The organism is Cedecea neteri (assembly GCF_000758305.1).
Taxonomy (GTDB): Bacteria; Pseudomonadota; Gammaproteobacteria; order Enterobacterales; family Enterobacteriaceae; genus Cedecea; species Cedecea neteri_C.
Map to the genome: position 1 here is coordinate 3,383,732 of NZ_CP009458.1, position 20,960 is coordinate 3,404,691.

At 52.3% G+C, this 20,960-nt stretch carries 26 protein-coding genes and 5 pseudogenes; 18 read left to right on the top strand and 13 right to left on the bottom strand.

Going from position 1 to position 20,960, the window contains the following annotated elements; genetic code table 11:
* Positions 1–99 precede the first annotated feature (99 nt).
* Entirely contained in the window at positions 100–897 is a 798-nt protein-coding gene (locus LH23_RS15820; protein ID WP_039293072.1) for an SDR family NAD(P)-dependent oxidoreductase, read from the bottom strand.
* Positions 898–1,014: 117 nt separating this feature from the next.
* Here LH23_RS15820 and LH23_RS15825 point away from each other — a divergent pair, with 117 nt between their 5' ends.
* Both LH23_RS15825 and LH23_RS15830 read left to right on the top strand, forming a co-directional pair.
* Entirely contained in the window at positions 1,015–1,959 is a 945-nt protein-coding gene (locus LH23_RS15825; RefSeq protein WP_039293076.1) for a GlxA family transcriptional regulator, read from the top strand.
* A gap of 70 nt (positions 1,960–2,029) precedes the next feature.
* Positions 2,030–2,569, top strand: a complete 540-nt coding sequence (locus LH23_RS15830; RefSeq protein WP_039296757.1) for a dihydrofolate reductase family protein — start codon at positions 2,030–2,032, stop codon at positions 2,567–2,569.
* A gap of 8 nt (positions 2,570–2,577) precedes the next feature.
* Here LH23_RS15830 and LH23_RS15835 read toward each other — a convergent pair whose 3' ends face one another.
* The 4 genes and pseudogenes from LH23_RS15835 to LH23_RS23110 form a co-directional block, all read right to left on the bottom strand.
* A complete protein-coding gene (locus LH23_RS15835) occupies positions 2,578–2,829 on the bottom strand; it encodes a hypothetical protein (RefSeq protein WP_039293078.1) in 252 nt (83 codons plus the stop codon).
* A 273-nt stretch (positions 2,830–3,102) separates the two neighbouring features.
* The gene (locus tag LH23_RS15840) at positions 3,103–4,476 is read right to left on the bottom strand and encodes a PepSY-associated TM helix domain-containing protein (protein WP_039293081.1); all 1,374 of its coding nucleotides are present in this window, start codon (positions 4,474–4,476) and stop codon (positions 3,103–3,105) included.
* Positions 4,477–4,553: 77 nt separating this feature from the next.
* Positions 4,554–4,943, bottom strand: a complete 390-nt coding sequence (locus tag LH23_RS15845; RefSeq protein ID WP_039293084.1) for a DUF2946 domain-containing protein — start codon at positions 4,941–4,943, stop codon at positions 4,554–4,556.
* Between the two features lie 152 nt (positions 4,944–5,095).
* Positions 5,096–5,440 (bottom strand): annotated as a pseudogene (locus LH23_RS23110) (SNF2-related protein); the annotation flags it as partial.
* A gap of 53 nt (positions 5,441–5,493) precedes the next feature.
* Between LH23_RS23110 and LH23_RS15850 the strand changes: the two are divergent.
* Entirely contained in the window at positions 5,494–5,979 is a 486-nt protein-coding gene (locus tag LH23_RS15850; RefSeq protein WP_052050264.1) for a hypothetical protein, read from the top strand.
* A gap of 128 nt (positions 5,980–6,107) precedes the next feature.
* Here the strand turns inward: LH23_RS15850 and LH23_RS15855 are convergent, their stop codons facing one another.
* Positions 6,108–6,323 carry a hypothetical protein gene (locus tag LH23_RS15855; RefSeq protein WP_052050267.1) on the bottom strand — a complete coding sequence of 72 codons (216 nt, stop codon included), beginning with the start codon at positions 6,321–6,323 and terminating at the stop codon, positions 6,108–6,110.
* Between the two features lie 407 nt (positions 6,324–6,730).
* On the opposite strand from LH23_RS15855, the pseudogene LH23_RS15860 reads away from it, so the two are divergent.
* From LH23_RS15860 to LH23_RS15880, 5 genes and pseudogenes are all read left to right on the top strand, one after another.
* Positions 6,731–7,507 (top strand): annotated as a pseudogene (locus tag LH23_RS15860) (DNA adenine methylase).
* Positions 7,508–7,559: 52 nt separating this feature from the next.
* Positions 7,560–7,868, top strand: a complete 309-nt coding sequence (locus LH23_RS15865; RefSeq protein WP_039293090.1) for a hypothetical protein — start codon at positions 7,560–7,562, stop codon at positions 7,866–7,868.
* The gene (locus tag LH23_RS15870; RefSeq protein WP_039293093.1) at positions 7,865–8,344 is read left to right on the top strand and encodes a lysozyme; all 480 of its coding nucleotides are present in this window, start codon (positions 7,865–7,867) and stop codon (positions 8,342–8,344) included. Before LH23_RS15865 ends, LH23_RS15870 begins: the two co-directional genes overlap by 4 nt.
* The gene (locus LH23_RS23820; protein ID WP_039293096.1) at positions 8,341–8,781 is read left to right on the top strand and encodes a lysis protein; all 441 of its coding nucleotides are present in this window, start codon (positions 8,341–8,343) and stop codon (positions 8,779–8,781) included. Before LH23_RS15870 ends, LH23_RS23820 begins: the two co-directional genes overlap by 4 nt.
* A 38-nt stretch (positions 8,782–8,819) precedes the next feature.
* Positions 8,820–9,347, top strand: coding sequence for a hypothetical protein (locus tag LH23_RS15880; RefSeq protein WP_039293100.1), 528 nt, complete (start codon positions 8,820–8,822; stop codon positions 9,345–9,347).
* A gap of 92 nt (positions 9,348–9,439) precedes the next feature.
* Here the strand turns inward: LH23_RS15880 and LH23_RS15885 are convergent, their stop codons facing one another.
* On the bottom strand, positions 9,440–9,676 hold the full coding sequence (locus LH23_RS15885; protein ID WP_039293102.1) for a DUF6953 family protein: 237 nt from the start codon (positions 9,674–9,676) through the stop codon (positions 9,440–9,442).
* Between the two features lie 47 nt (positions 9,677–9,723).
* Entirely contained in the window at positions 9,724–9,906 is a 183-nt protein-coding gene (locus LH23_RS15890) for a YodC family protein (RefSeq protein ID WP_039293105.1), read from the bottom strand.
* Positions 9,907–9,929: 23 nt separating this feature from the next.
* Between LH23_RS15890 and LH23_RS15895 the strand changes: the two are divergent.
* Both LH23_RS15895 and LH23_RS15900 read left to right on the top strand, forming a co-directional pair.
* Positions 9,930–10,133: pseudogene (locus LH23_RS15895) on the top strand (terminase small subunit); the annotation flags it as partial.
* 126 nt (positions 10,134–10,259) lie between these two features.
* A complete protein-coding gene (locus LH23_RS15900) occupies positions 10,260–10,640 on the top strand; it encodes a hypothetical protein (RefSeq protein ID WP_052050270.1) in 381 nt (126 codons plus the stop codon).
* A gap of 194 nt (positions 10,641–10,834) precedes the next feature.
* Here the strand turns inward: LH23_RS15900 and LH23_RS24035 are convergent, their stop codons facing one another.
* Positions 10,835–11,044 carry a hypothetical protein gene (locus LH23_RS24035; RefSeq protein WP_156108048.1) on the bottom strand — a complete coding sequence of 70 codons (210 nt, stop codon included), beginning with the start codon at positions 11,042–11,044 and terminating at the stop codon, positions 10,835–10,837.
* Between the two features lie 296 nt (positions 11,045–11,340).
* On the opposite strand from LH23_RS24035, the gene LH23_RS15905 reads away from it, so the two are divergent.
* The 7 genes and pseudogenes from LH23_RS15905 to LH23_RS15930 all read left to right on the top strand — a co-directional run bounded on the left by LH23_RS15905 (position 11,341) and on the right by LH23_RS15930 (position 16,104).
* Positions 11,341–11,520, top strand: a complete 180-nt coding sequence (locus tag LH23_RS15905) for a hypothetical protein (protein ID WP_039293107.1) — start codon at positions 11,341–11,343, stop codon at positions 11,518–11,520.
* Positions 11,521–11,910: 390 nt separating this feature from the next.
* Entirely contained in the window at positions 11,911–12,486 is a 576-nt protein-coding gene (locus LH23_RS15910; RefSeq protein ID WP_039293110.1) for a terminase small subunit, read from the top strand.
* Positions 12,462–13,919, top strand: a pseudogene (locus LH23_RS15915) (terminase gpA endonuclease subunit). Before LH23_RS15910 ends, LH23_RS15915 begins: the two are co-directional and overlap by 25 nt.
* A 21-nt stretch (positions 13,920–13,940) precedes the next feature.
* Complete coding sequence (locus LH23_RS23535) at positions 13,941–14,129, top strand: phage head-tail joining protein (protein ID WP_071842735.1); 189 nt, start codon at positions 13,941–13,943, stop codon at positions 14,127–14,129.
* Positions 14,126–14,491, top strand: a pseudogene (locus tag LH23_RS15920) (phage portal protein); the annotation flags it as partial. The gene LH23_RS23535 and the pseudogene LH23_RS15920, both read left to right, overlap by 4 nt.
* A 190-nt stretch (positions 14,492–14,681) precedes the next feature.
* Positions 14,682–14,957: a metal/formaldehyde-sensitive transcriptional repressor gene (locus tag LH23_RS15925; RefSeq protein ID WP_008459160.1), complete on the top strand. Its 276-nt coding sequence runs from the start codon at positions 14,682–14,684 to the stop codon at positions 14,955–14,957.
* A gap of 28 nt (positions 14,958–14,985) precedes the next feature.
* Positions 14,986–16,104 (top strand): S-(hydroxymethyl)glutathione dehydrogenase/class III alcohol dehydrogenase, encoded by a 1,119-nt coding sequence (locus LH23_RS15930; RefSeq protein ID WP_039293112.1) that lies wholly within the window; start codon positions 14,986–14,988, stop codon positions 16,102–16,104.
* A 74-nt stretch (positions 16,105–16,178) separates the two neighbouring features.
* Here the strand turns inward: LH23_RS15930 and katG are convergent, their stop codons facing one another.
* From katG to LH23_RS15945, 3 genes are all read right to left on the bottom strand, one after another.
* Positions 16,179–18,353 (bottom strand): catalase/peroxidase HPI, encoded by a 2,175-nt coding sequence (katG, locus tag LH23_RS15935; RefSeq protein ID WP_039293117.1) that lies wholly within the window; start codon positions 18,351–18,353, stop codon positions 16,179–16,181.
* A 263-nt stretch (positions 18,354–18,616) separates the two neighbouring features.
* Positions 18,617–19,174, bottom strand: a complete 558-nt coding sequence (gene speG, locus LH23_RS15940; RefSeq protein WP_039293119.1) for a spermidine N1-acetyltransferase — start codon at positions 19,172–19,174, stop codon at positions 18,617–18,619.
* A gap of 65 nt (positions 19,175–19,239) precedes the next feature.
* Positions 19,240–19,656 carry a DUF1283 domain-containing protein gene (locus tag LH23_RS15945; RefSeq protein ID WP_039293122.1) on the bottom strand — a complete coding sequence of 139 codons (417 nt, stop codon included), beginning with the start codon at positions 19,654–19,656 and terminating at the stop codon, positions 19,240–19,242.
* 103 nt (positions 19,657–19,759) lie between these two features.
* Here LH23_RS15945 and LH23_RS15950 point away from each other — a divergent pair, with 103 nt between their 5' ends.
* Entirely contained in the window at positions 19,760–20,086 is a 327-nt protein-coding gene (locus LH23_RS15950) for a YnfA family protein (protein ID WP_008459149.1), read from the top strand.
* Between the two features lie 66 nt (positions 20,087–20,152).
* Here the strand turns inward: LH23_RS15950 and ydfG are convergent, their stop codons facing one another.
* The gene (ydfG, locus tag LH23_RS15955; protein ID WP_039293126.1) at positions 20,153–20,902 is read right to left on the bottom strand and encodes a bifunctional NADP-dependent 3-hydroxy acid dehydrogenase/3-hydroxypropionate dehydrogenase YdfG; all 750 of its coding nucleotides are present in this window, start codon (positions 20,900–20,902) and stop codon (positions 20,153–20,155) included.
* Between the last annotated feature and the right edge of the window lie 58 nt (positions 20,903–20,960).

Sequence of the window (20,960 nt, forward strand, 5' to 3'; positions counted from 1 at the left end):
AATGTTTTCATAAGAAGGTGATTTGAGCGGTAGATCGCATTCATAGCAGCAAAAATGCCGCCTGAGGGCGGCATCTGTGGGGCAAAATAGCGTAAGCGCTTAGCGGGCGTAACGCGGCGCTGGCTGAGAAGCGCTCAGATGCGAGCTAATCACCCGGCGTTCGGCCTCCCACTCATCCCATTCGCTGCCTTCCTGCAATGCAGGAATGGTGACTTTCTCACCAGCATCAAGGCCGACCAGCGCGGCGTCCACCATATCTTCGGTACTCATCACCCAGCTTTGCGGCAGATTTTCGTGCCCGCCCACGCCGGCAATATTCCAGAAATCCGTGGCCGTGGCGCCAGGCAGTACGGCCTGAATACGCACGCCGGACTCCGTCAGCTCCTGCTGCAAAGAGTGGCTTAATGCCAACACGAACGCTTTACTGGCGCCGTACACGCCGTTCAGCAATTCAGGCGCAATGGCGACGACTGAGGCAATGTTAATAATGGTGCCGTGCTGGCGGGCGGCCATTGCCGGGGCTGCCGCATAGGTCAGGCGGGTTAACGCGGTGACGTTGAGATCTATCATCGCGGTCATCTCATCCACGCTCGCTTCCAGCACGCTTTCTTTTGAACCGAAGCCCGCGTTGTTAACCAGCAGCGAAATGGACTCGTCGTTTTTTAGCCGCGTTTCGATCTGCAGCAGTTCAGCCGCGTTACCCAGATCGGCGGTAATGACCTCCACCGCTTGCCCGCTTTCCTCGCGAATGCGTCGGGCAACCTGGTTCAGGCGGTCTGTGTTGCGGGCTACCAGAATCAGGTTATAACCGCGTTTGGCCAGACGGGCCGCGTAGACCGCGCCGATCCCGCCGGATGCGCCAGTGACCAGGGCTTTGCCTTTAGATACGTTGCTCATTGTGTGACTCCTGAAAAGAGGATTAATTGACGAAGGCAACATTAACACTGGCTTTTTGTGTCTCAAATGTCATATAACCGTCTTTTTATGACATCATCAATCATGGCGGTCTGTCTCATGCAAAAGGTCGGTTTTGTTGTTACTCCCGGGTATTCCACCATGGGCTTTGCCGTAATAACGGCGTTTGAAGTTGCTAACCTGATGGCGAGCGAGCCGGTGTATGAACTGCATTTACTTTCAGAGCAAGGCGGCAGGGTAACAACGTCAGCCGGGTTTGACGTGATGACCGAGTCAATGGCGGATACGCAGTACGATCTCCTGCTGTTTGGCGCCACGATGGAGCAGGCTTCCCCCACGACGATTCATTTTGTGCGTCAGGCTGCAGCCTATGCGCGCCGCGTGGCTGCCGCTTGTCTGGGAACATTTTTACTGGCCGAGGCCGGGTTGCTGGAGGGCAGACGAGCCACCACGCACTGGATGTACGCGCGAGACCTGCAGCAGCGCTATCCGGGCATCAGCGTGGAAGAAGACAAAATTTTTATTTGCGACGGGCCTTACTGGACCTCGGCAGGGATGACGGCCGCCATCGATCTGGCGCTGGCGCTGATTGAGGACGATCTGGGGGCAGATATCGCGAGAACCATCGCCCGGAAGCTGGTGCTCTATCATCGCCGGGCTGGCGGTCAGTCGCAGTTTTCCTCCCTTCTTGAACTGGAGCCTAAATCGGATCGTATTCAAAAAGTGATGACTTACGCCCGTGCGCACCTGGAAAACGCCTTGAACGTGGAAGAGTTGGCGGCGGTGGCAAATTTATCTCCCCGCCAGTTTAGCCGCAGTTTTCAGGCTGAAACCGGCCAGTCGCCCGCCCGCGCCATAGAGCATCTGCGCCTGGAGTCTGCCCGGATGTTGCTTGAAACCAGCGCCCGCTCCATCGACGAAGTGGCGCGCCAGACCGGATTTGGCGAGCGGGACAGAATGCGCCGGGCGTTTTTGCGCGCCTACGGCCAGCCACCGCAGGTGATACGCCGCCAGGCGCGAGGAGATGAAGAACTGCAAGCCTAAAATTGGCAGTAGCGACATGTTTTTATCTCTGTATTATCAGGCGGATAATTTTCGGACAGAGAGGAAAAGCATGGCCAATTTAGTCTATTACGTCGCCGCAACGCTGGATGGATACATTGCCGACCAGCAGCATCAGTTGGACTGGCTAATGAACTTCCCGCTGGGCGACGACGCAACGCCATACGATGAGTTCTATCAGACCGTCGGGGCGGTGATCATGGGGGCGGAAACCTACAGTTGGATCCTGGAAAATTCGCCAGAGGCCTGGCCCTATGCCGATGTCCCGGCATTTATCGTCACCCGTCGTCCGCTCTCCGTTCCTGAGGGGCAAAATATCACGCTGGTACAGGGCGAAGCCGCCGGCATTGCAGTACAGGCTCGCGCAGCCGCCAAAGGCAAAGATGTCTGGCTGGTTGGCGGAGGCAAAACCGCTGCCCTGTTTGCCGAAGCCGGAGAGCTGCAGCGCCTGTTTATCACCCAGATCCCGGTCGTTATCGGGGCGGGGATCCCGCTGCTGCCGGTGAGTAAGCCGCTAAGTTTCTCTACGGTGAACCAGCGCCTGCTTAAGAGCGGGGCTATTGAGTTTATTGCTGATGTGAGTAGGGCGTAGAAAACTGTTCAGGCGATAGGTTTATTTTTCGCTGCTTTCGCCATCTTTGTGAACGATGGCGTAATGCAGCAAATGAAAGTGGCAACCCATATACCGATGAGACCGGGAAACTGTGCCCCATGATAGTATTTGTCGCCAATGAGATTGCCCAGAGAGTAGCAGGAATAAATAGTGGCAAAACCTACCCATCCATCGGCGATAATTTCTCTACTGTAGGAAAGCAGTGCTCTGCACTTGATCAAAATTTCTCTACGATTCATGGCCATCATCCATTTTTTTGCATCGCCTATTTCTAGCGGTTTTATCTCCAGTGCGTCAGCTATTAATCCTGGTAGAGCAGGCTCTTACTTTCGGTATAAATTGCCCTGGCCCGACCTTGCTCGACCCCAGATTTCTTCATCCTGTAAGGGAATACCAAAATGATGGAAGGTGTAAGTTACATCAGGCTTCATGCTGCCTCGCTGATCGGTTTCGTCACTGTTTTTGATAAAGCCCGGCCAGTCAGTTGGCCGGGTTGAATACTTATTTTTCCATTACTCCGTCTGGTGCGCGGCAGAAAAATCGTTGGCCCGGCGCCAGCGAATCACATCGAATCCGATAAACATAAGCAGGCTGAGGCCCAGCACTGGCATAGCAACACCGAAAAGAATCGCAAGAATCAGAACTGATACTCTTGCTCGGAAGGATAAATCGTACCAGCTCTGCGTCAGCGTCAGGAGTGGATTGTATTTGGCAGGGGTGGGGCGACGTATCCACCACAGACGGTAGCCCATGACAATCATTACGCATAAGCCTGTACCGAATGCGATCAACAACAGTTGGTTAACCAGGCCAAACAGCACGCCCATGTGAAAGTCCACGCCCCATCGGGTCAGCTTTGCCATCAGGGGAAACGTTTCAAATCTGGTGTGATCCACGACTCGCATTGTGGCAGGATCGATAGCCACCGCGTCAACCTGGGTCGGCCAGCCGCGATCAATTTCGGTCACAGTCCAGGCTTTGTCGTGGCTTTTGGCCGGCTTTATCTCGATAGAGTTTGCATCAATCCCGACGCTTTGTGCTAACTGGCGCATTTTATCAAACAGGGAAAGATCTGGGGACATATCCATATCCATCTTCATTGGCATCGTCATACCGGCATGATGTTCTGCATGCGGATCCTGAGCACTGTTCGCGCCGCTGAGTTGTGTTTTAAGCTGAGGGGTTTCCCAGTTGAATGCCGCTCGAAGCAGATCCACATTGCCGCCCGCCCACTGCGACCAGGTTAAACCGGTGGCTGAGAACACCAGCATACCTGCCAACAGTAACCAGCCGAGGGTCACATGCCAGCGGCGGGTGCGCTGGACAAGATTGTTCATTCGACGTTTGGGACGAGTATAAAACCAAAGTGCGATCCCGCCACAGGCGACAATCCACATCCACGAAGCGGCTAATTCACTGTAAAGCCTACCTGCGGAGCCTAATAACAAAGAGCGATGCGCATAATCAATCCATTGACGCAGAGGCAAAATGCCTGAGGTGCCATAGACCGTCATATCTCCCTTTACGGCCAAAGTGATGGGATCGATGAATATAGCCCGGCTTTCAGAACTCCCCAGGCCCGGCGCGTTAAACATTACGCGGGTTGTCACGCCGGGGAGCATTCCCGGACGAACAGCGTACAGCGGCAAATGCTCGCCCGTGACTTGCCTGGCGACGGCGATCTGTTCAGCAATTGAGTGAGTTTCACCGCTTGTGTTTGCCGTTAGCGCATCATGATAAATAAACGACTCCAATTGAGGCGTGGCAACGTAAAGCGTGCCGGTTAGCGCCGCGACGAAAATAAAAGGCCCTACAAATAAACCAATAGCAAAATGCAATCGACGTAGAAAATTTATCCAGGCCGCGCGCGGGGTGCAGGTGGTCATACTTTTCCTTAATACAAGCAAAACGAAGTTATGGCGTTGAAACGCCCATATTTTTAGTTTTCAGCAGGTAAAGTCGTTTATGCCGGAGGCGCGCGAGGATGAGGGTAAAGCCAGGCAAAGAAATGCCGTATTTCGAGTAAAGGTGATGAGGGTTGAAAGCCCTGGAGCAAGAAAAGAGTGTGAAGGGGGGTAATTAGCTCTGGCTGTATACCTGGCATGTGCGACAGCAGTACGCAGTAACCGCAGGCCTCAGCGTGATCGATGGGCATCAGAACCGGTTTATGCCCGGAGTGGTGCTCATCCATTTCCATCATAGGGTGGTGCATCATGCCTGGCATCATCGCCATCGGCGATTTTTGCAGAGATATCGAGACGAGCGGCGCCACAACGATCAGGGCAAGCGCAAACAGCGCCAGTCCAGCGGCGATAACTCTGCTACGACCACGATGAAATCGATTCTCTGCCATGCTTCCCCCAGACTGCCGGAGGAGTGTAAATGATTTGAAGCGGTGAAGTTAATAAAAACTGTTAGTTCTGGGGCTGGTCTGCCGTTTCGTCAAATCAACCCAGAATACCGTCTGCAAACCAACAACGCCGAAATGGCGTCATACCGTCGATAAATTAAAGCGTTATTTCCGGCACTGGGTTTGAGGTGGTGCAATAGCCCTAACATACCGGCTCCTGCCTGCTGCATTCCTTCGCTCAGGGCTTGCTGTTGCTGCCAGCCCGCGACAGAAGAGAGATAAAGCTGCCTTTGTGGCCCGGAGAGCATTAACTGCTTGCAGCTTTCCACTTCGATCTTCTGCGGTAAATCACGAGCCACTTCTTCTTTGGTTCGGCGTAATGTTTGCGGCTCGATCAGCGAGCGTAAACTTTCCAGCCTTTGTGTATCCCGGTCAGCTTCGTTTTCGATGGAGCGAACATAGTGTTTGCCGAATTCATTCAAGGCACCTAAAAGCCCCGGATTTGGGGAGGTTTACTCCGCTTACGGGAATCCAGTCCGGCTGGATAAAATCCTTGCTGGTGGCTTGGGGAGAGTATGTCGGGGGTAAGACTCCGGCAGAATATCGACTCGAGAACTGCAACTGGCTTATCACTGCAGCTAAAAATAATGAGTGGTCCGATGCGCAGCTTCAGCGCATTACCGAAGCGGTAGCAAAAGCAAAGAGAGAGGGGTTTACTGGCCGCCCGGCCGTTGCTCGAGCGCACACAATTCTTTGGGCTAAATCGCTAAGCGAGATGATAGACGAAACAAACCAACGTGAAGATGCCGATCTCGTTGAGCGTGCTGTACTCGCAGCTTTCAAAAGCGATGCTCCGGTGCTGCTAATTGGCCTGCAATATTATACGAGCAGGGCGAAGATTGCGGATATTGCCAGGGAACTGCAAAGAGTGGCGCCGTGGCTGGCAGAGCATGAAGCCCGCCGGCGGTGCCGTTGGTGCGTACAGATATTTGAGGCGAAGGTTTTTCTGGCGGTTCGCAGAGAATCAGCAGTGGATTGACAATATGCAGTATCAAAAGCCCGCGGGCAGAAGCTAGCCTTGATTTGAAAAACCCCAGATTGATAGCCTGGGGTTTAATGAGGAGTGGTGTTGCTCAAAATTTGATGCATGTTCAACATGTCCCAGCCTTAACTCGCTGGTGTGTTATTTTTTGTGGCAAATTTTTGAGTAAGAAATGTATAAATGGCAATACATGGGATAACTACTGCAAAGAACGGCCATAGCGAAGCGGTAATAAACGTTTCAAAAAAGTTAAATTCAATATCGTGTCTTTTATCTCCACGCAGCGACAGCAGCCACATCCCAGCAAAGCCTACGAAATAAGTTGCTAAATATAGGATCATCACTAATTCCATTTAGAGTGTGCGGGATAATTTTAGTGCCAATAGCCATGCAATTAAAATTGGTGTTGTAGATCAATAATCTGAAATTGATCGTTCAAAACGATCAATTAATAAGATATTTCTCGGATTCATGACGGTGGAGCTAAAAAAACAATGATTAAGTTATCGCAATGTATATTATGTTGCGGGAAAGTAATTTCATTTAAGTATTGAAAACGAGTCAGGAAACTTGATAATTGGCTCATGCTTAGCAGAGCTGCGCCACGATGGCAGCGTCGTAAAGCCTAAATAGTCAAACATTAAAACCCCGCCTTGGCGGGTTTTTTTGTGCCTGCATTATTTGTCTGTTGCTGGTCATGCGTACCAGAGTTATTCCCCTGACTGTACGCAGGGATGGAGTTTTTATTATGGCCAAAGCGATTTTTCCCTGGGTGAGCGGCAAGAGAAAGCTGGCCCGGCATCTCCTCCCATTGTTCCCGGAGCACACCTGTTACGTTGAGCCGTTCTGCGGCGCTGCTGCTCTATTCTTCATGAAAGAGCCGTCAAAAGCAGAAGTACTGAACGATATTAACAGCGATATAGTGAATCTATACCGGGTCATACAGCACCACCTTGAAGAGTTTATTAAGCAATTCAAATGGGCGCTGACGAGCCGTGAAATTTTCAAGTGGTAGAACGATACCCCTCCGGACACGTTAACGGATATCCAGCGGGCTGCGCGGTTCTACTACCTTCAGAAATTGTCTTTTGGCGCGAAGACAGGTAGCCGCACATTTGGCGTTCGGAAGGATTCACCGTTGAGCCTGAATCTTCTCAGGCTTGAGGAAACGCTCTCTGAAGCATGGCTACGGTTAAACCGGGTCACGATTGAACATCTGGACTGGAAGTCATGCATCACGCGCTATGACCGCGCCACTACATTGTTTTATCTCGATCCGCCGTACTGGCAGACGTTGGATTACGGTGTCCCGTTCGAGCTGACCGAATACGTTGCGATGGCTGAGCTGGCACACCGGAGCCGGGGAAAAATGATTATCTCGGTGAACGACCATCCCGAAATGCATCGGATATTTTCAGGGCTGGAAATTACCGACGTTAAAACGACCTATACGGTGGGGATTAAAAACACCCATCAGGCTGGGGAGTTGATTATTAGCAATTTCAAGCCATCCGCATCGAAGTAACAATCCGCGCCACGCTCGGCGCAATAACCATAAAGTATTTCAGGGGTGAGTTATGCGCCCGTTATTTAACGAGCATACAGAGAGTATCGTCACACGCTTTTTTGCCGTCGTAGCAGCTTGGGCAGCGGCGATGGGCGTATCTACGCAGGATCTGGCTTATATCGCCTTTGGTGCGCTTGGGGTGATGGTTTCCGTTGTCTCGTTCGTGTGCGGTCGTATCGATGCAAAACACGCTCGAAAAGAAGATTCGAAGCGCACCGCGATAATCGCTGAATACGCTAAAAGCGCGGCAAGTAATGGGCATAACCCGGCGGCGCTGGATGTGCTGATTCATACGTTAGAGAAGGCAAGGAAGAAATGAGTCCATCCCTGAAAAAAAAACTGGCCGGGCTTGGGGCTGCGAGCGCGCTGACGATCGCCAGCTTCGTTATCCCGGAGCTGGAGGGTGTTCGGCATACGCCGTATTACGACGTCGTCGGCGTTCTTACTGTTTGTTATGGCCATACCGGGGCCGACATTATCAAGAGCAAAAAATACACAGAAGAAGAGTGCCAGGCGATGCTGGATAAAGACATTTTGCCTTTTGCCCGATCTGTTGAACGGTCAGTGAAAGTCCCGACTGACGAGTATCAAAAGGCCACACTGATTAGTTTCAGCTACAACGTTGGTGTCCGGGCATTCGAGCGTTCATCACTGCTACGACAGATTAACGCTGGAAATTATCAGGCGGCGTGTGATGGCCTGCGGCAATGGATATATGCCAGTGGCAAGCAGTGGCAAGGCCTGATGAATCGGCGTGAGGTGGAGCATGAGATTTGCATGTGGGGTCAGAAATGAACCTCGCAATGATAATCATCTGCGCCGTAGTGGCCGCCATCTTGATTGCCCTATGCTGGTCAGTCGATCACTTCCGTTCTAACGCTATCGCGTATAAAGAGCAGCGGGATAAAGCACTGGCCACCATCTTAGACATGCAGACACGTCAGCGCGACGTTGCCGCACTTGATGCCAAATACACTGGAGAACTGGCTGATGCGAAACGCACCATTGACGATTTGCAGCGTGATGTTGCTACTGGCAAGCGCCGGCTGCAGCTCAATGCCAGATGTCCCGCGAACGGAGCGACCAGCACCGGCGGCATGGGCGATGCTTCCGGCGCCCGACTTACTGACACCGCTGAACGGGATTATTTCACACTCAGAGAGCGAATCAGCAAAGTGACTAGACAAGTTGGATATTTGCAGGATTACATCGAAGAACAGTGCTTGAAATGAAAGGATAAAGTAGAATCACCGCCAAAATTGAGGTGGTTATGAACGAACAACTAATTGCTTTCGAGGCTATGCTGGCCGCAAAAGATTCAGCTCAGTGGGCATGGTGGACAATGGCTGCTTCCATAGCTACTGTATTAATATCTTTGGCAACACTTGGTATGGCCTTTACTGCCTTGAACACTTGGCGTGATGAAGAAGAACTAAAGTTGAAGATGGAATTCAAGAGGGCGGTTTTAGAGCTTATTTACGCTCTTGAGTCCATGCCTGAAATATGGTGGTATCATCAAATTAGTATAGCCAGGACGCGCCTGAACGCTTATCCTGAAATTGCTAATAGAATTGATGATGACGCGCAAATATACTTTAAGAAGCAAGCTCTGAAAGAAGCTTTTGATGATGCTACAAAAGCATGGCTTATGTGTGAACACCTCTTTTCTGATTCTCAAACTGATTCTGATTGGACTAAATTTAATGATGAATTTAGGCCTTACATCATGAGAGGTGGGAATAAACAACTACTATCAAATATTCTTGATTCATTAAGTTTTAAGCTTAAAATGCTATGAGACAGACCGCCTCCGGGCGGTTTTTTTGTTTCCATCATCATGGATAGGCTCATCGTAATGGAGTAAAAAAGGGCGAGAGATCGCCCTGTATATTAGCCTCGAGCCTCTCGACCTTCTTCGTCCTCAGGAACTCGATACCGCCAGTATTTGTCCGACTTAACCCAAACGACGTTTTCACCGCTATCAACTCTAAATTTATTGATTACTTTTGTTGATAGCGCTTGGTTGCCATCGGCATTTTCTTTGAGATGCTGCTCGTTGTTTTGCTTAACGAGATAATCGACAATATCCTGCTGGTAAAGACAGTCGTCAGATTGAAGATTTGTCATCATCCAGGCAGAAACATCAGAAACGGATAGCGTCGGCGTGTTTGGGATTACGGCTTTGGGGTTGCACGCTCTAGTGAGTCAGGCTTGAAATATCCTTGCTCTAGCTTTTTACCAGCAAACCATTGGCAAAGGAATGAATTCCCCTGAGATGTGATAAAGGCCTTAATAGTCATGTCCGGGCCTCCAGACTTGAGCTTAACAATATCGCCCGTTTTAAACTCATCACTCATAACAAACTCCTTTTGGAAGAAAAATGGCACTCACCGACAAATTAGAAATGTTCTGTCGCGAGTACCTTATCGATTTAAACGCCATACTGGCGATTATTCGGGCGGGGTACAGCGAAAACACCACCCGTAAGATTGGCAGTGAGAACCTCACAAAACCAGACAGTCAGGATCGCATTAGCGAGTTAAAGTCGCAACACTATGAATTGGTAGGTATGAGCACGGCCTTCCATAGTATGCCTGTGATAGGCCATTATCAGAGGAGATAGCGATGAATTATAAATATGGCTAAAGTTTTTTACTTCTTGAGCCGATAACTTGATTACAGGAATTTGCCTGATTTTCAAGGTAATAAAATGAGTAGCGAATTTAATAATGATGAGTACAAATCCAATATCAAAAAGGTTGGAGAGGGGGTTGCTGTAGGGGTTGGGGCCGGGGCCGGTGCAGGAATTGGTGCCGCTATTGGAGTGAGCGGTGCTATTGCTGCGGCAGAGGCAACGGTTGCAACCGCAGTAGCCGCTGGAGCGTCAGCTTCTGCGACCACGGCCGCTTTGGCTACAGCTGGCGGAGGTGCTATTGCGGCAGGCGGTACTGGAATGGCTGGTGGGGTAACTGCAATCGCTTCTGCAGCAGCAAGTAGCGCAGTTGTTCCTGTAGTTGGATGGGCCATTGCAGGAGCAGCAGTAACTGGCTTGGCGGCGTGGGGCGCATATAAATATTTCACTAAGGATTGAACTGAACGAATTTCAATCAGGACTTCATTCCTGACTGTTTAGTTGATATCAAATAGGCCACCATCAGGTGGCTTTTTAATGGTTCTAACAGCAGCATTAAGATACGGCAAAAGTGGGCATGTGTGTTCAATGCTTGGGGATGACTATAAATTGCTAAAAAAGTCTAGCTGCGCATCTACTGAACAGATATTGGACTATTTTAGGCAATTCTCTATAAATTTTTTCTCAAGCAAAGAAAAATGCTGGTCAAACAAGTTTTCCAGATGCCCTGCAAAGTGCTGATTCCCCGATAGCGAGCCAGCCATCAGTTGACATGTTGATTTAAATACTAGTTCTTTCTGTGCAGTTGTAAGTGTTTTTTGTGCATACATAATGGATTTTGGAGATGGGTTGTTTTGACTCATTTTTCTGCCTTATTGGTGGTTGGTTGAATTAAAAAAATCCATGTATAAGTATTTATCGGCGTCGAACAGTAATTCTTTAGAGTGTTATGCACATGATGGTAATCACAGGTTAGCAGTTGATGTTTTTCTTGAGTAATTATTCATATTGTTTCAGGCAGTGAACCAATAGATCGCTCTCACACCCCCCCTTATTTTTGGTAGGGGTGCTTTATTTGCTTCATGTGTAAGTATAAGTTCTGTTTTCAGGTGCGTATCATAGATAGTTTGTGACCTACAATAATTAGAAGGAAGAGGTAATGAGACCTACTGACTATGTTGTTCAGCTTTACTCAGAAACTGACCCTCAAAATTTAAGTTCAGTTGTCGAACTTAAAGAGGTAGGTAGCTCTGTTTTCCTGTATGGGGAGAGTGGAACGTTAATTGCCGTATATGAAGCAAACGACATCCAAAAGCTAGCTCCATTGGGTCAAGAATAAATGGTTTTTAAATCGTTCAGTGAAGATAATTCATTCTTTTAGCTAGATATATTTACTGATCTGCATTTTATTGCTCAATCCAAGCCATCAATCTACTGATGGCTTTTTTATTTGAGTTTATTTCCAGTTCACCAGTGATAACGACTATCATTTCAAAAGGTACTTTACAGCACTTGAAACACCGACGGGCGTACGACGCGCGAAAAGTCGCTATTTATGAGCTTTTTTGGGGCAGATCCCACTTCCTACTTAGTTAACGTTAACCCACTGTTTTCTATTGAATCACCCCCCTTTTAACCGGGAAGTGACGGGATCCTTTTTCCTGCATTTTTAGCCTCTTCACTTCCCAGTTTGATTTTTAACCAACTTTCTCTCCGGGGAGGTCCGGGCATGATCGTGAATAAAACTCAGTTGGCCGGGATCTTTGATGTCTCGGTTCGAACCATTACGACTTGGCAGGCGCAAGGCTGCCCGGTTGAAAATGGCGACGGCAGCGGCGGGCGTGGTGGGGATAATGCGTATTTGCTCAAAGCCGTCATTGACTGGTACTGCAAGCGGGAAACCGATCTCGAAAACGAGGTGCTGCGAAAAGAGCTAAACGAGTTGCAGGCCGTGACCGAATCGGAGCTGGTCCCAGGCACCATCGATTACGAGCGGCACCGACTGACCCGCGCGCAGGCCGACGGGCAGGAGCTGAAGAACGCGAAAGACTCGGCTGAGGTTGTCGAAACCGCCTTTTGCATGTTCGTCCTGTCCAAAATTGCCGGGGAAATTTCCGGCATTCTGGACGGGATCCCGTTGTCGATGCAGCGACGTTTCCCCGCGCTTGATCATCGCTACATCGAGTTTCTGAAGCGTGATGTGGTAAAGGCGATGAACAAAGCGGCGGCGCTGGATGAAAAGCTGCCGGGGTTGCTGAGTGAGTATCTCGAAAAAAACAGATTAAGAGTCTTGGCCGGTGGATAGCCGCCGGGCTTAAATCACTGTTTCGCCCAATGCCGGTCACTGCCGTTGAATGGGCCAACGAACACTATTATCTGCCGAAGGAATCAGCCTACACGGAGGGCCGCTGGGAAACGTTACCGTTTCAGGTTGCGATAATGAACGCGATGGGCAGCGACGATATCCGCGAAGTAAACCTCATCAAGTAGGCCCGAGTGGGTTATTCCAAAATGCTGCTGGGCGTTTTCAGTTATTTCCTGCAGCACAAGCAGCGCAATGGCCTGCTGTGGCAGCCGACCGACGGTGACGCCGAAAACTTCATGAAATCGCACGTCGAGCCGACGATCCGCGATGTGCCTGGGCTGCGCGAGATGGCGCCGTGGTACGGCAAGAAGCACCGCGATAACACGCTTTCCACGAAACGCTTTTCGAATGGTCGCGGATTCTGGTGCCTAGGCGGGAAAGCGGCGAAAAACTATCGCGAGAAGTCAGTCGATTTTGTGGGTTATGACGAGCTAGCCGCATTCGATGAAGATATCGAGAAAGAGGGTTCACCGACGTTCCTCGGCGATAAGCGTATCGAGGGCTCGGTGTGGCCAAAATCTATTCGTGGTTCATCGCCGAAGATAAAAGGCGTCTGTCAGATTGAGCGCGCGGCCAGCGAGTCCGGCCACCTGATGCGCTTTCATCTCAAATGCCCGCATTGCGGCGGTGAGCAGTACCTGAAGTGGGGCGGTAAAGAGGAGCCCTACGGCTTCAAGTGGGAAAACCACGACGCGAAAACCGTCTTTTATCTTTGCGAGCATTCCGGCTGCGTGATTCATCAGAACGAACTGGACTATACCGGGGCGCGTTACATCTGCGATAACACCGGCATCTATACCGAAGATGGCCTGGCGTGGTTCGCGTCTGATGGAGAGGAGATTGACCCTCCAGACGCCGTGTCGTTTCACATCTGGACGACGTACAGCCCGTTCACAACTTGGGTGCAGATCGTCAAAGACTATTTCAAGACGAAAGGCGACCCCGGCAAGCTTAAAACCTTCACGAACACCACGCTAGGCGAAACCTTGTCTGAAGAAGTGGGCAGCGACAGCGCTAAAGAAGTGATTTATGCCCGCTACAAGCTCGAGCGGCCGGTAGATGGTTCGCCGGTTGAGGGCTTAATCCACGTCCCGAACAACCCGGAAATTTTCGATATAGCCGAAGCCCAGCAGCTGGTGGCGGAAGAGCTGATCGAGAAGTACGAGAAGGGCCGGATAAAACTGCTGTGGGACAGTAAAAAGCGGCGAAATGAGGCGCTGGACTGCTTTGTCTATGCTCTGGCGGCGTTACGCATCAGTAAATCACGCTGGCAACTGGATCTGAATGCCCAGGCTGAGAGCCGGGCGCAATCGGGACAGATTGATCAGGACAAATCCTTTGCCGCCCTGGCGGCGCAACTTGCTGGAGATTAACAGTGGCGACAAAAAGCGGAGCTGGACGAGGCACGCAAGGCGCTGCATGACTTGCTGATCGACAAGCGTGTGGCATCGGTACAAAAAGACGGGCGGAGCGTGACGTTTACATCCGCAACACTCAGCGAGTTGCGCACGTATATCGCAAATCTTGAGAGTGAATTGGGGATTGTGTCTGTCCGCCGTCGCCCTGCGAGGTTCGGATTATGAATAACGGCGGGCAATTACTCGCTCCGGACGGAAAAACACCGCTGCGGGAATACGAGTCGTACAGCGGCGGCGGGGCGGGATTCGGTGGCCAGCTGGCGCAGTGGCTGCCGGCATCTCAAAACGCTGATGCGGCGCTGTTGCCGCAGTTTGAACGTGGAAACGCGCGCGCCGATGACCTGGTGCGCAACAACGGCTATGCAGCAAACGGCGTCCAGCTCCACCAGGATCATATTGTTGGCTCATTTTTCCGGCTCAGCTATCGCCCGAACTGGCAGAGGCCGGGTATTTCGGAAGATGACTCGCGCGCGATGGCCGATGATGTCGAAGCTGCCTGGCGGGAGTATGCCGAGGACCATAACTGCTATTTTTTGGGCAAATTTGGGGACAAAATCGCGTTTGGGGGCAGATTTGGGGGCATGTCAATGACTGTGTATGTCCCCAGGTGTCTGTTTGGTATTTCTTTTAAGTAGTTGATAGTAATAAAAAATATAAAATTATCAATAACCTAAAAATTACGGTACTATACCCCCCTACAGTACCTAAGGAGCGGCTATGCCACACTCTCCAGAAGACAAAAAACGCATTTTGACTCGCGTCAGGCGCATTCGCGGCCAGGCTGAGGCGCTTGAGCGCGCGCTGGAAAACGGCGATCCGTGCCTCGCCATTCTGCAGCAGATCGCAGCCGTGCGTGGGGCAGCCAACGGCCTGATGGGCGAAATGATGGAAATTCACCTTAAAGACGAGCTGGTTACCGGCGACACTTCCGAAGAGCAGCGCGCGCTGCGGATGGCGGAAGTCGGGAATTTGCTGCGCTCTTATCTAAAATAAAAACACCCTCACCAAAAGGAACAAAACAATGAAATCACGTGCTGCGGTGGCCTTTGGGCCGGGTAAACCTTTAGAAATTGTTGAAATCGACGTTGCACCCCCGCAAAAAGGTGAAGTGCTGGTGAAAATCACCCACACCGGCGTTTGTCATACCGATGCTTTCACGCTGTCCGGCGATGACCCGGAAGGCGTATTCCCGGCGGTGCTGGGCCACGAAGGCGGCGGCATTGTGGTGGAAGTGGGCGAGGGCGTGACCAGCCTGAAGCCGGGCGACCACGTTATTCCGCTTTACACCGCAGAATGCCGCGAGTGTAAGTTCTGTAAATCCGGCAAAACTAACCTCTGCCAGGCCGTTCGCGCCACGCAGGGCAAAGGCCTGATGCCGGATGGCACCACCCGCTTCTCCTACAATGGCGAGCCAATTTATCACTACATGGGTACCAGCACCTTCAGCGAATACACCGTGGTGGCGGAGATCTCCCTGGCTAAGGTCAACCCACAGGCACCGCTGGATAAAGTGTGCCTGCTTGGCTGCGGCGTGACCACTGGCATCGGCGCGGTACACAACACGGCGAAAGTGAAAGAGGGCGACACCGTGGCAGTATTTGGCCTCGGCGGGATCGGTCTGGCGGTGATTCAGGGCGCGGTGCAGGCTAAGGCCGGGCGAATCATTGCCATCGATACCAACCCGGAGAAATTCACCCTCGCGCGTGAAATGGGCGCTACCGACTGCATCAACCCGAAAGATCACGAGAAGCCGATTCAGGATGTGATCGTTGAGCTGACCGACGGCGGCGTGGATTACAGCTTCGAATGTATCGGTAACGTGAACGTGATGCGTTCCGCGCTGGAGTGCTGCCACAAAGGCTGGGGCGAAAGCGTGATTATCGGTGTGGCCGGGGCCGGTCAGGAAATTAAAACCCGTCCATTCCAATTGGTGACAGGCCGCGTCTGGCGCGGTTCAGCGTTCGGGGGCGTTAAAGGCCGCACTCAGCTGCCGGGCATGGTGGAAGATGCAATGGCGGGCAAAATCAATCTTGATCCGTTCATTACTCACCGGATGCCGCTGGACAAGATCAACGAAGCGTTTGACCTGATGCATGAAGGCAAATCGATTCGGACCGTGATCCACTTCGGCGAAGAGTAAGCAGTAAAAAGGGAAGGCGAAATGCCTTCCCATATAGCGCTCAACCAGGGGAGGCCAAAAGCCTCCCTTTCGTTTTACTGCTGCAGGTCGAAACGGTCGAGATTCATCACCTTCGTCCACGCGGCGATAAAGTCTTTGACGAACTTCTCTTCGGCATCCTGGCTGGCATACACTTCCGCCAGGGAACGCAGCACGGCGTTAGAGCCAAAGACCAGGTCGGCGCGGGTACCAGTGTATTTCACCTCCCCGCTGAGACGATCGCGGCCTTCGAACACTTCGGAACCTGCGTCAGCGGCTTTCCACTCGGTGCGCATATCCAGCAGATTGACAAAGAAATCATTCGTCAGCTCACCCGGACGAGAAGTCAGCACGCCGTGCTGGCTCTCATCGTAGTTAACGCCCAGCGCACGCAAACCACCGATTAATACTGTCAACTCAGGGGCCGTCAGCGTTAGCTGCTGCGCCTTGTCGATCAGCAGTGCTTCGGTTGAGGTCGCATTGGCTATGCGGCGATAGTTTCGGAAGCCATCGGCGGCTGGTTTCAGCAGTTCGAAAGATTCGATGTCGGTCTGGTCCTGAGTGGCGTCCACACGTCCAGGGGTGAACGGTACTTTGCTGTGGCTGGCTTTCTCAATGCCTACTACGCCGGCCAGCACGATAACATCCGCCAGCGACGCCTTACCGGATGCCTTTTGAATCGCTTCAAGTACCGGCAGAGCACGTGCCGCCACGGCGTTCACTTCCCAGCCGCGCTGCGGAGCGAGAGCCAGTCGTGCCCCGTTGGCACCGCCGCGTTTGTCCCCGCCGCGGAAGGTTGAGGCTGATGCCCAGGCCACCGAGACCAGCTCGCTGACGGACAGGCCGGAATCCGCAATGGCTTTTTTCAGCGCGTCGATATCGGCGCTGGACGGCGCGTGGGTCGCTTTTGGCAACGGATCCTGCCAAATCAGATCTTCTTTTGGCACTTCCGGGCCGATGTAGCGTGCTTTTGGCCCCATATCGCGGTGCGTCAGTTTATACCAGGCGCGGGCGAAGGCTTCGTTGAAGGCCTGCGGATCGTTCAGGAAGCGACGAGAAATTTTCTCGAACTCTGGGTCGAAGCGCAGCGTCAGGTCGGTCACCAGCATCGTTGGTTTACGTTTCTTGGACGGATCAAACGGATCAGGGATGATATCCGGGCCGTTGGTCGCCTCAAACTGAATGGCGCCTGCTGGGCTGCGGGTTTGTACCCAGTCGTAACCAAACAGGTTTTCGAAGAAGTAGTTGCTCCACTGGGTTGGCGTTTGCGTCCAGACCACTTCGAGGCCGGAGGTAATGGCATCCGCACCGGCGCCGCTCTTGTAGCTGTTTGCCCAGCCAAGCCCCTGCGCTTCAAGCGGAGCCGCTTCCGGGTCTGCGCCAACGTGGGTGGCGGCCGCAGAACCGTGGGTTTTACCGAGCGTATGGCCCCCGGCAATCAGGGCGACAATCTCTTCGTCGTCCATGCCCATGTTGCCGAAGGTGGCGCGAATAGCAGGCGCGGCGGAAAGCGGGTCGCCGCTGTGCTCAGGGCCTTCCGGGTTCACGTAGATCAGACCCATTTCGGTCGCACCGAGCGGGGCCTGTGCCAGCGATTCCGGATGGCGGTGCTCAAGCCACTCTTTCTCAGCCCCCCAGTTAACGTCGAGATCTGGTTCCCAGACATCTTCGCGCCCGGCACCAAAACCGAAGGTGCGGAAGCCCGCATTTTCCAGCGCTACGTTGCCAGCGAGAATAATCAGGTCAGCCCAGGATATTTGCTGGCCGTATTTTTGTTTAATGGGCCAAAGCAGGCGGCGGGATTTATCGAGGCTGACGTTATCCGGCCAGGAGTTAAGAGGTGCAAAACGCTGTTGACCGCGTCCGGAGCCACCGCGACCGTCGCGGGAGCGATAGGTCCCTGCACTGTGCCATGCCATACGGATAAAGAGACCGATATAGCTGCCCCAGTCTGCAGGCCACCAGGATTGAGAATCCGTTAACAGCGCTTTGATGTCGCCTTTCAGGGCGTAATAATCGAGTTTGCTAAATTCTTTGCGGTAGCTGAAGTTTTCGTCCAGCGGGTTAGAACGGTTGGAGTGTTGATTCAACAGGTCGACGCGCAGCTGGTGCGGCCACCAGTCCTGGTTGCTGGTTCCCTCGCCGGCAATGTCCGTGCTCTGGCCGTGGTTAAATGGGCACTTTCCTGCGCTCGCTGAGGAAGCATCGTGTAAGTCAGTAGAATTGCTCATTTTGCTCTCCGTTATATGTATGCCCGACAACGATAATCTGTACGATCGATAATTAATATCTGGATGGGCCTACGAATTTGATAGCCGTTGCCTTTTAAACGCAAAATTTTACAGCCCTATTATTTTAGTTCTCATTGAGTGGTTTGCAGGAAAAACCCGTCTGATTGTCTGGAAAATAGACGAAGCGGCAAGAAGGAGGCGGACTAAACTGGGGAGAGACAGATGAACGCCCGTGCGAGGCGGCATTCATCTGTGAAAAGCGGTTACTGAGCCGTCGGCTTCAGCAGGGTTTTTTCCGGGGTTTTCTGCGCCAGGAACTGCTGCTGGAAGATGCACATCCGAATGGCATCGCGGTACTGGCCGTTAATGAAGAACTCGTGGATTAGCTCGCCTTCCACGATAAAGCCCAGCTTTTTATAGATATGTACCGCTTTTTCGTTCTCTTTATCGACAATCAGGTAGAGCTTGTAGAGATTGAGCACGGTAAAGCCGTAATCCATGGCCAGTTTGGCCGCGCGCGAGGCGAGCCCTTTGCCCTGGAACTCCGGCGTGATGATTATCTGGAATTCCGCCCGGCGGTGAATGTGGTCGATTTCGACCAACTCAACCAGCCCGGCATTCACGCCGTTGCAGTCGATGACAAAGCGGCGCTCGCTCTGATCGTGAATATGTTTGTCATACAGGTCAGACAGCTCCACGAAGGCTTCGTAGGGCTCTTCAAACCAGTAGCGCATAACACTGGCGTTATTGTCCAGTTGATGGACGAAGCGGAGATCTTCGCGCTCAAGCGGGCGAAGACGAATAGGCAGTTCGTTACTCATAGCAAATCCTTGCGCAGATGACGGTGAGGCTTCTTGAGCAGAAGCCTCGTTTGGGGTGGGAGCTGTTACGGATTAATCGCGCGGCCGGTGCGGCGATCCAGGCAGCGTAGGGTGTTCGGCTCCCAGTAGGCGTTCACGTTGGCGCTCTGCTGGCATTTGTCGAAGGTGTCCTGGGCTGCATCCTGTTTATTCCAGTTTTTATCATCACGCGCAGCTTCACGATCGAACACTTTTTCGTCATGGCGATTCATCTTCTGGCGCAGAGTGCGGGTGTCGTTCCACTGCTCTTTTTCTTCCGCCGCGCGTTGGCGGGTCATGGAGTTTTCCTGCCCGGCCAGGCTATTAGTATTGTTGCCGTTACTGTTGCCCGGTTGGACAACGATGATATTGGTGTCCGCCTGTGTTGGCACAGAAACCATGAACGCAGCCCCCAGCAAGGCTAACGGCATCCATGACAAAGACTTACGAAGGATTGAGTTCATTGAGATTTCCTTTTTAATTTAATGACACTAATCATATCATTCGGCCTGATTCGTGCCTAATGCCAGAGTTAGTGGGCATCATTATTACTGAAGAAAAGACAATATGATCAAAACAACACTGCTATTTTTTGCCACCGCTTTGGCGGAGATTATTGGCTGCTTTCTGCCCTGGCTGTGGCTGAAACGCAACGGCTCTCCGCTGTTATTGCTGCCTGCGGCGCTATCGCTGGCGATTTTTGTCTGGCTCCTGACGCTGCATCCGGCGGCCAGCGGGCGAGTCTATGCGGCTTACGGCGGGGTTTATGTGGTGACGGCGCTGCTCTGGCTGCGCGTGGTGGACGGCGTGAAGCTCAGCGTTTACGACTGGACCGGAGCGGCGATTGCTTTCTGTGGGATGCTGATCATCGTTGCTGGCTGGGGCAGGGCCTGATCGCTACGTAATAAGATGAAAAAACGGGGCTACAAAGGCCCCGTTGCAATATGACTTTCGGCAAAATTACCCTTCGCGATGGACGCTCAGCCCGGCAAACGTCTGGCTGACCGGCATCATTTCCAGGGTATTGATATTGACGTGTTTTGGCAGCGTAGCCACCCACCAGACGGCCTCGGTAACGTCTTCCGGCGTCAGCGCGTTGGCGTTTTCGTAGGTTTTGCCTGCTTTGTCATCGTCGCCTTTAAAGCGAACGTTGGAAAACTCGGTGCCGCCCACCATGCCTGGTTCTATATCGGTCACGCGAACGGCCGTTTTATGCAGGTCGGTGCGCAGGTTAAGGCTGAACTGACGCACAAAGGCTTTAGTCGCCCCGTACACGTTGCCCCCGGCGTAAGGCCAGCTTCCTGCCGTAGAACCGATGTTAACGATATGACCGCGATTGCGCTCGACCATGCCCGGCAGTACGGCGCGAGTCATGTAAACCAGGCCTTTGTTGTTGGTGTCGATCATGTTTTCCCAGTCATCGACGTTGGCTTTATGCGCAGGCTCCATGCCTAACGCCAGCCCGGCGTTGTTGACCAGGATATCAATCTGTTGCCATTCAGCCGGCAGGGAGGCCAGCGCTTCTTCAATTGCCGCGCGATTGCGCACATCCAACTGCAGCGTAAACAGGTTGTCACCCAGCTCTTCTTTAAGCTCGAGCAGGCGTTCCTGACGGCGGCCGGTGGCAATAACCTTATGGCCATTTTTAACGAAACGGCGGGTAATGCTTTCACCAAAGCCCGCGGTAGCACCCGTAACCAGTACAATCATCTCTCTGTTCCTCAACGCTTTTGTCCGGCACTACCTTAGCACGCTAACGGGCCACGGT

What these genes read in the sequence shown, in the direction of transcription:
- LH23_RS15820 (WP_039293072.1), bottom strand. Translation starts at nt 897, where the DNA reads ATGAGCAACGTATCTAAAGGCAAAGCCCTGGTCACTGGCGCATCCGGC.
- LH23_RS15825 (WP_039293076.1), top strand. Translation starts at nt 1,015, where the DNA reads ATGCAAAAGGTCGGTTTTGTTGTTACTCCCGGGTATTCCACCATGGGC.
- LH23_RS15830 (WP_039296757.1), top strand. Translation starts at nt 2,030, where the DNA reads ATGGCCAATTTAGTCTATTACGTCGCCGCAACGCTGGATGGATACATT.
- LH23_RS15835 (WP_039293078.1), bottom strand. Translation starts at nt 2,829, where the DNA reads ATGAATCGTAGAGAAATTTTGATCAAGTGCAGAGCACTGCTTTCCTAC.
- LH23_RS15840 (WP_039293081.1), bottom strand. Translation starts at nt 4,476, where the DNA reads ATGACCACCTGCACCCCGCGCGCGGCCTGGATAAATTTTCTACGTCGA.
- LH23_RS15845 (WP_039293084.1), bottom strand. Translation starts at nt 4,943, where the DNA reads ATGGCAGAGAATCGATTTCATCGTGGTCGTAGCAGAGTTATCGCCGCT.
- LH23_RS15855 (WP_052050267.1), bottom strand. Translation starts at nt 6,323, where the DNA reads ATGATCCTATATTTAGCAACTTATTTCGTAGGCTTTGCTGGGATGTGG.
- LH23_RS15865 (WP_039293090.1), top strand. Translation starts at nt 7,560, where the DNA reads ATGCGCCCGTTATTTAACGAGCATACAGAGAGTATCGTCACACGCTTT.
- LH23_RS15870 (WP_039293093.1), top strand. Translation starts at nt 7,865, where the DNA reads ATGAGTCCATCCCTGAAAAAAAAACTGGCCGGGCTTGGGGCTGCGAGC.
- LH23_RS23820 (WP_039293096.1), top strand. Translation starts at nt 8,341, where the DNA reads ATGAACCTCGCAATGATAATCATCTGCGCCGTAGTGGCCGCCATCTTG.
- LH23_RS15880 (WP_039293100.1), top strand. Translation starts at nt 8,820, where the DNA reads ATGAACGAACAACTAATTGCTTTCGAGGCTATGCTGGCCGCAAAAGAT.
- LH23_RS15885 (WP_039293102.1), bottom strand. Translation starts at nt 9,676, where the DNA reads ATGACAAATCTTCAATCTGACGACTGTCTTTACCAGCAGGATATTGTC.
- LH23_RS15890 (WP_039293105.1), bottom strand. Translation starts at nt 9,906, where the DNA reads ATGAGTGATGAGTTTAAAACGGGCGATATTGTTAAGCTCAAGTCTGGA.
- LH23_RS15900 (WP_052050270.1), top strand. Translation starts at nt 10,260, where the DNA reads ATGAGTAGCGAATTTAATAATGATGAGTACAAATCCAATATCAAAAAG.
- LH23_RS24035 (WP_156108048.1), bottom strand. Translation starts at nt 11,044, where the DNA reads ATGAGTCAAAACAACCCATCTCCAAAATCCATTATGTATGCACAAAAA.
- LH23_RS15905 (WP_039293107.1), top strand. Translation starts at nt 11,341, where the DNA reads ATGAGACCTACTGACTATGTTGTTCAGCTTTACTCAGAAACTGACCCT.
- LH23_RS15910 (WP_039293110.1), top strand. Translation starts at nt 11,911, where the DNA reads ATGATCGTGAATAAAACTCAGTTGGCCGGGATCTTTGATGTCTCGGTT.
- LH23_RS15925 (WP_008459160.1), top strand. Translation starts at nt 14,682, where the DNA reads ATGCCACACTCTCCAGAAGACAAAAAACGCATTTTGACTCGCGTCAGG.
- LH23_RS15930 (WP_039293112.1), top strand. Translation starts at nt 14,986, where the DNA reads ATGAAATCACGTGCTGCGGTGGCCTTTGGGCCGGGTAAACCTTTAGAA.
- katG (WP_039293117.1), bottom strand. Translation starts at nt 18,353, where the DNA reads ATGAGCAATTCTACTGACTTACACGATGCTTCCTCAGCGAGCGCAGGA.
- speG (WP_039293119.1), bottom strand. Translation starts at nt 19,174, where the DNA reads ATGAGTAACGAACTGCCTATTCGTCTTCGCCCGCTTGAGCGCGAAGAT.
- LH23_RS15945 (WP_039293122.1), bottom strand. Translation starts at nt 19,656, where the DNA reads ATGAACTCAATCCTTCGTAAGTCTTTGTCATGGATGCCGTTAGCCTTG.
- LH23_RS15950 (WP_008459149.1), top strand. Translation starts at nt 19,760, where the DNA reads ATGATCAAAACAACACTGCTATTTTTTGCCACCGCTTTGGCGGAGATT.
- ydfG (WP_039293126.1), bottom strand. Translation starts at nt 20,902, where the DNA reads ATGATTGTACTGGTTACGGGTGCTACCGCGGGCTTTGGTGAAAGCATT.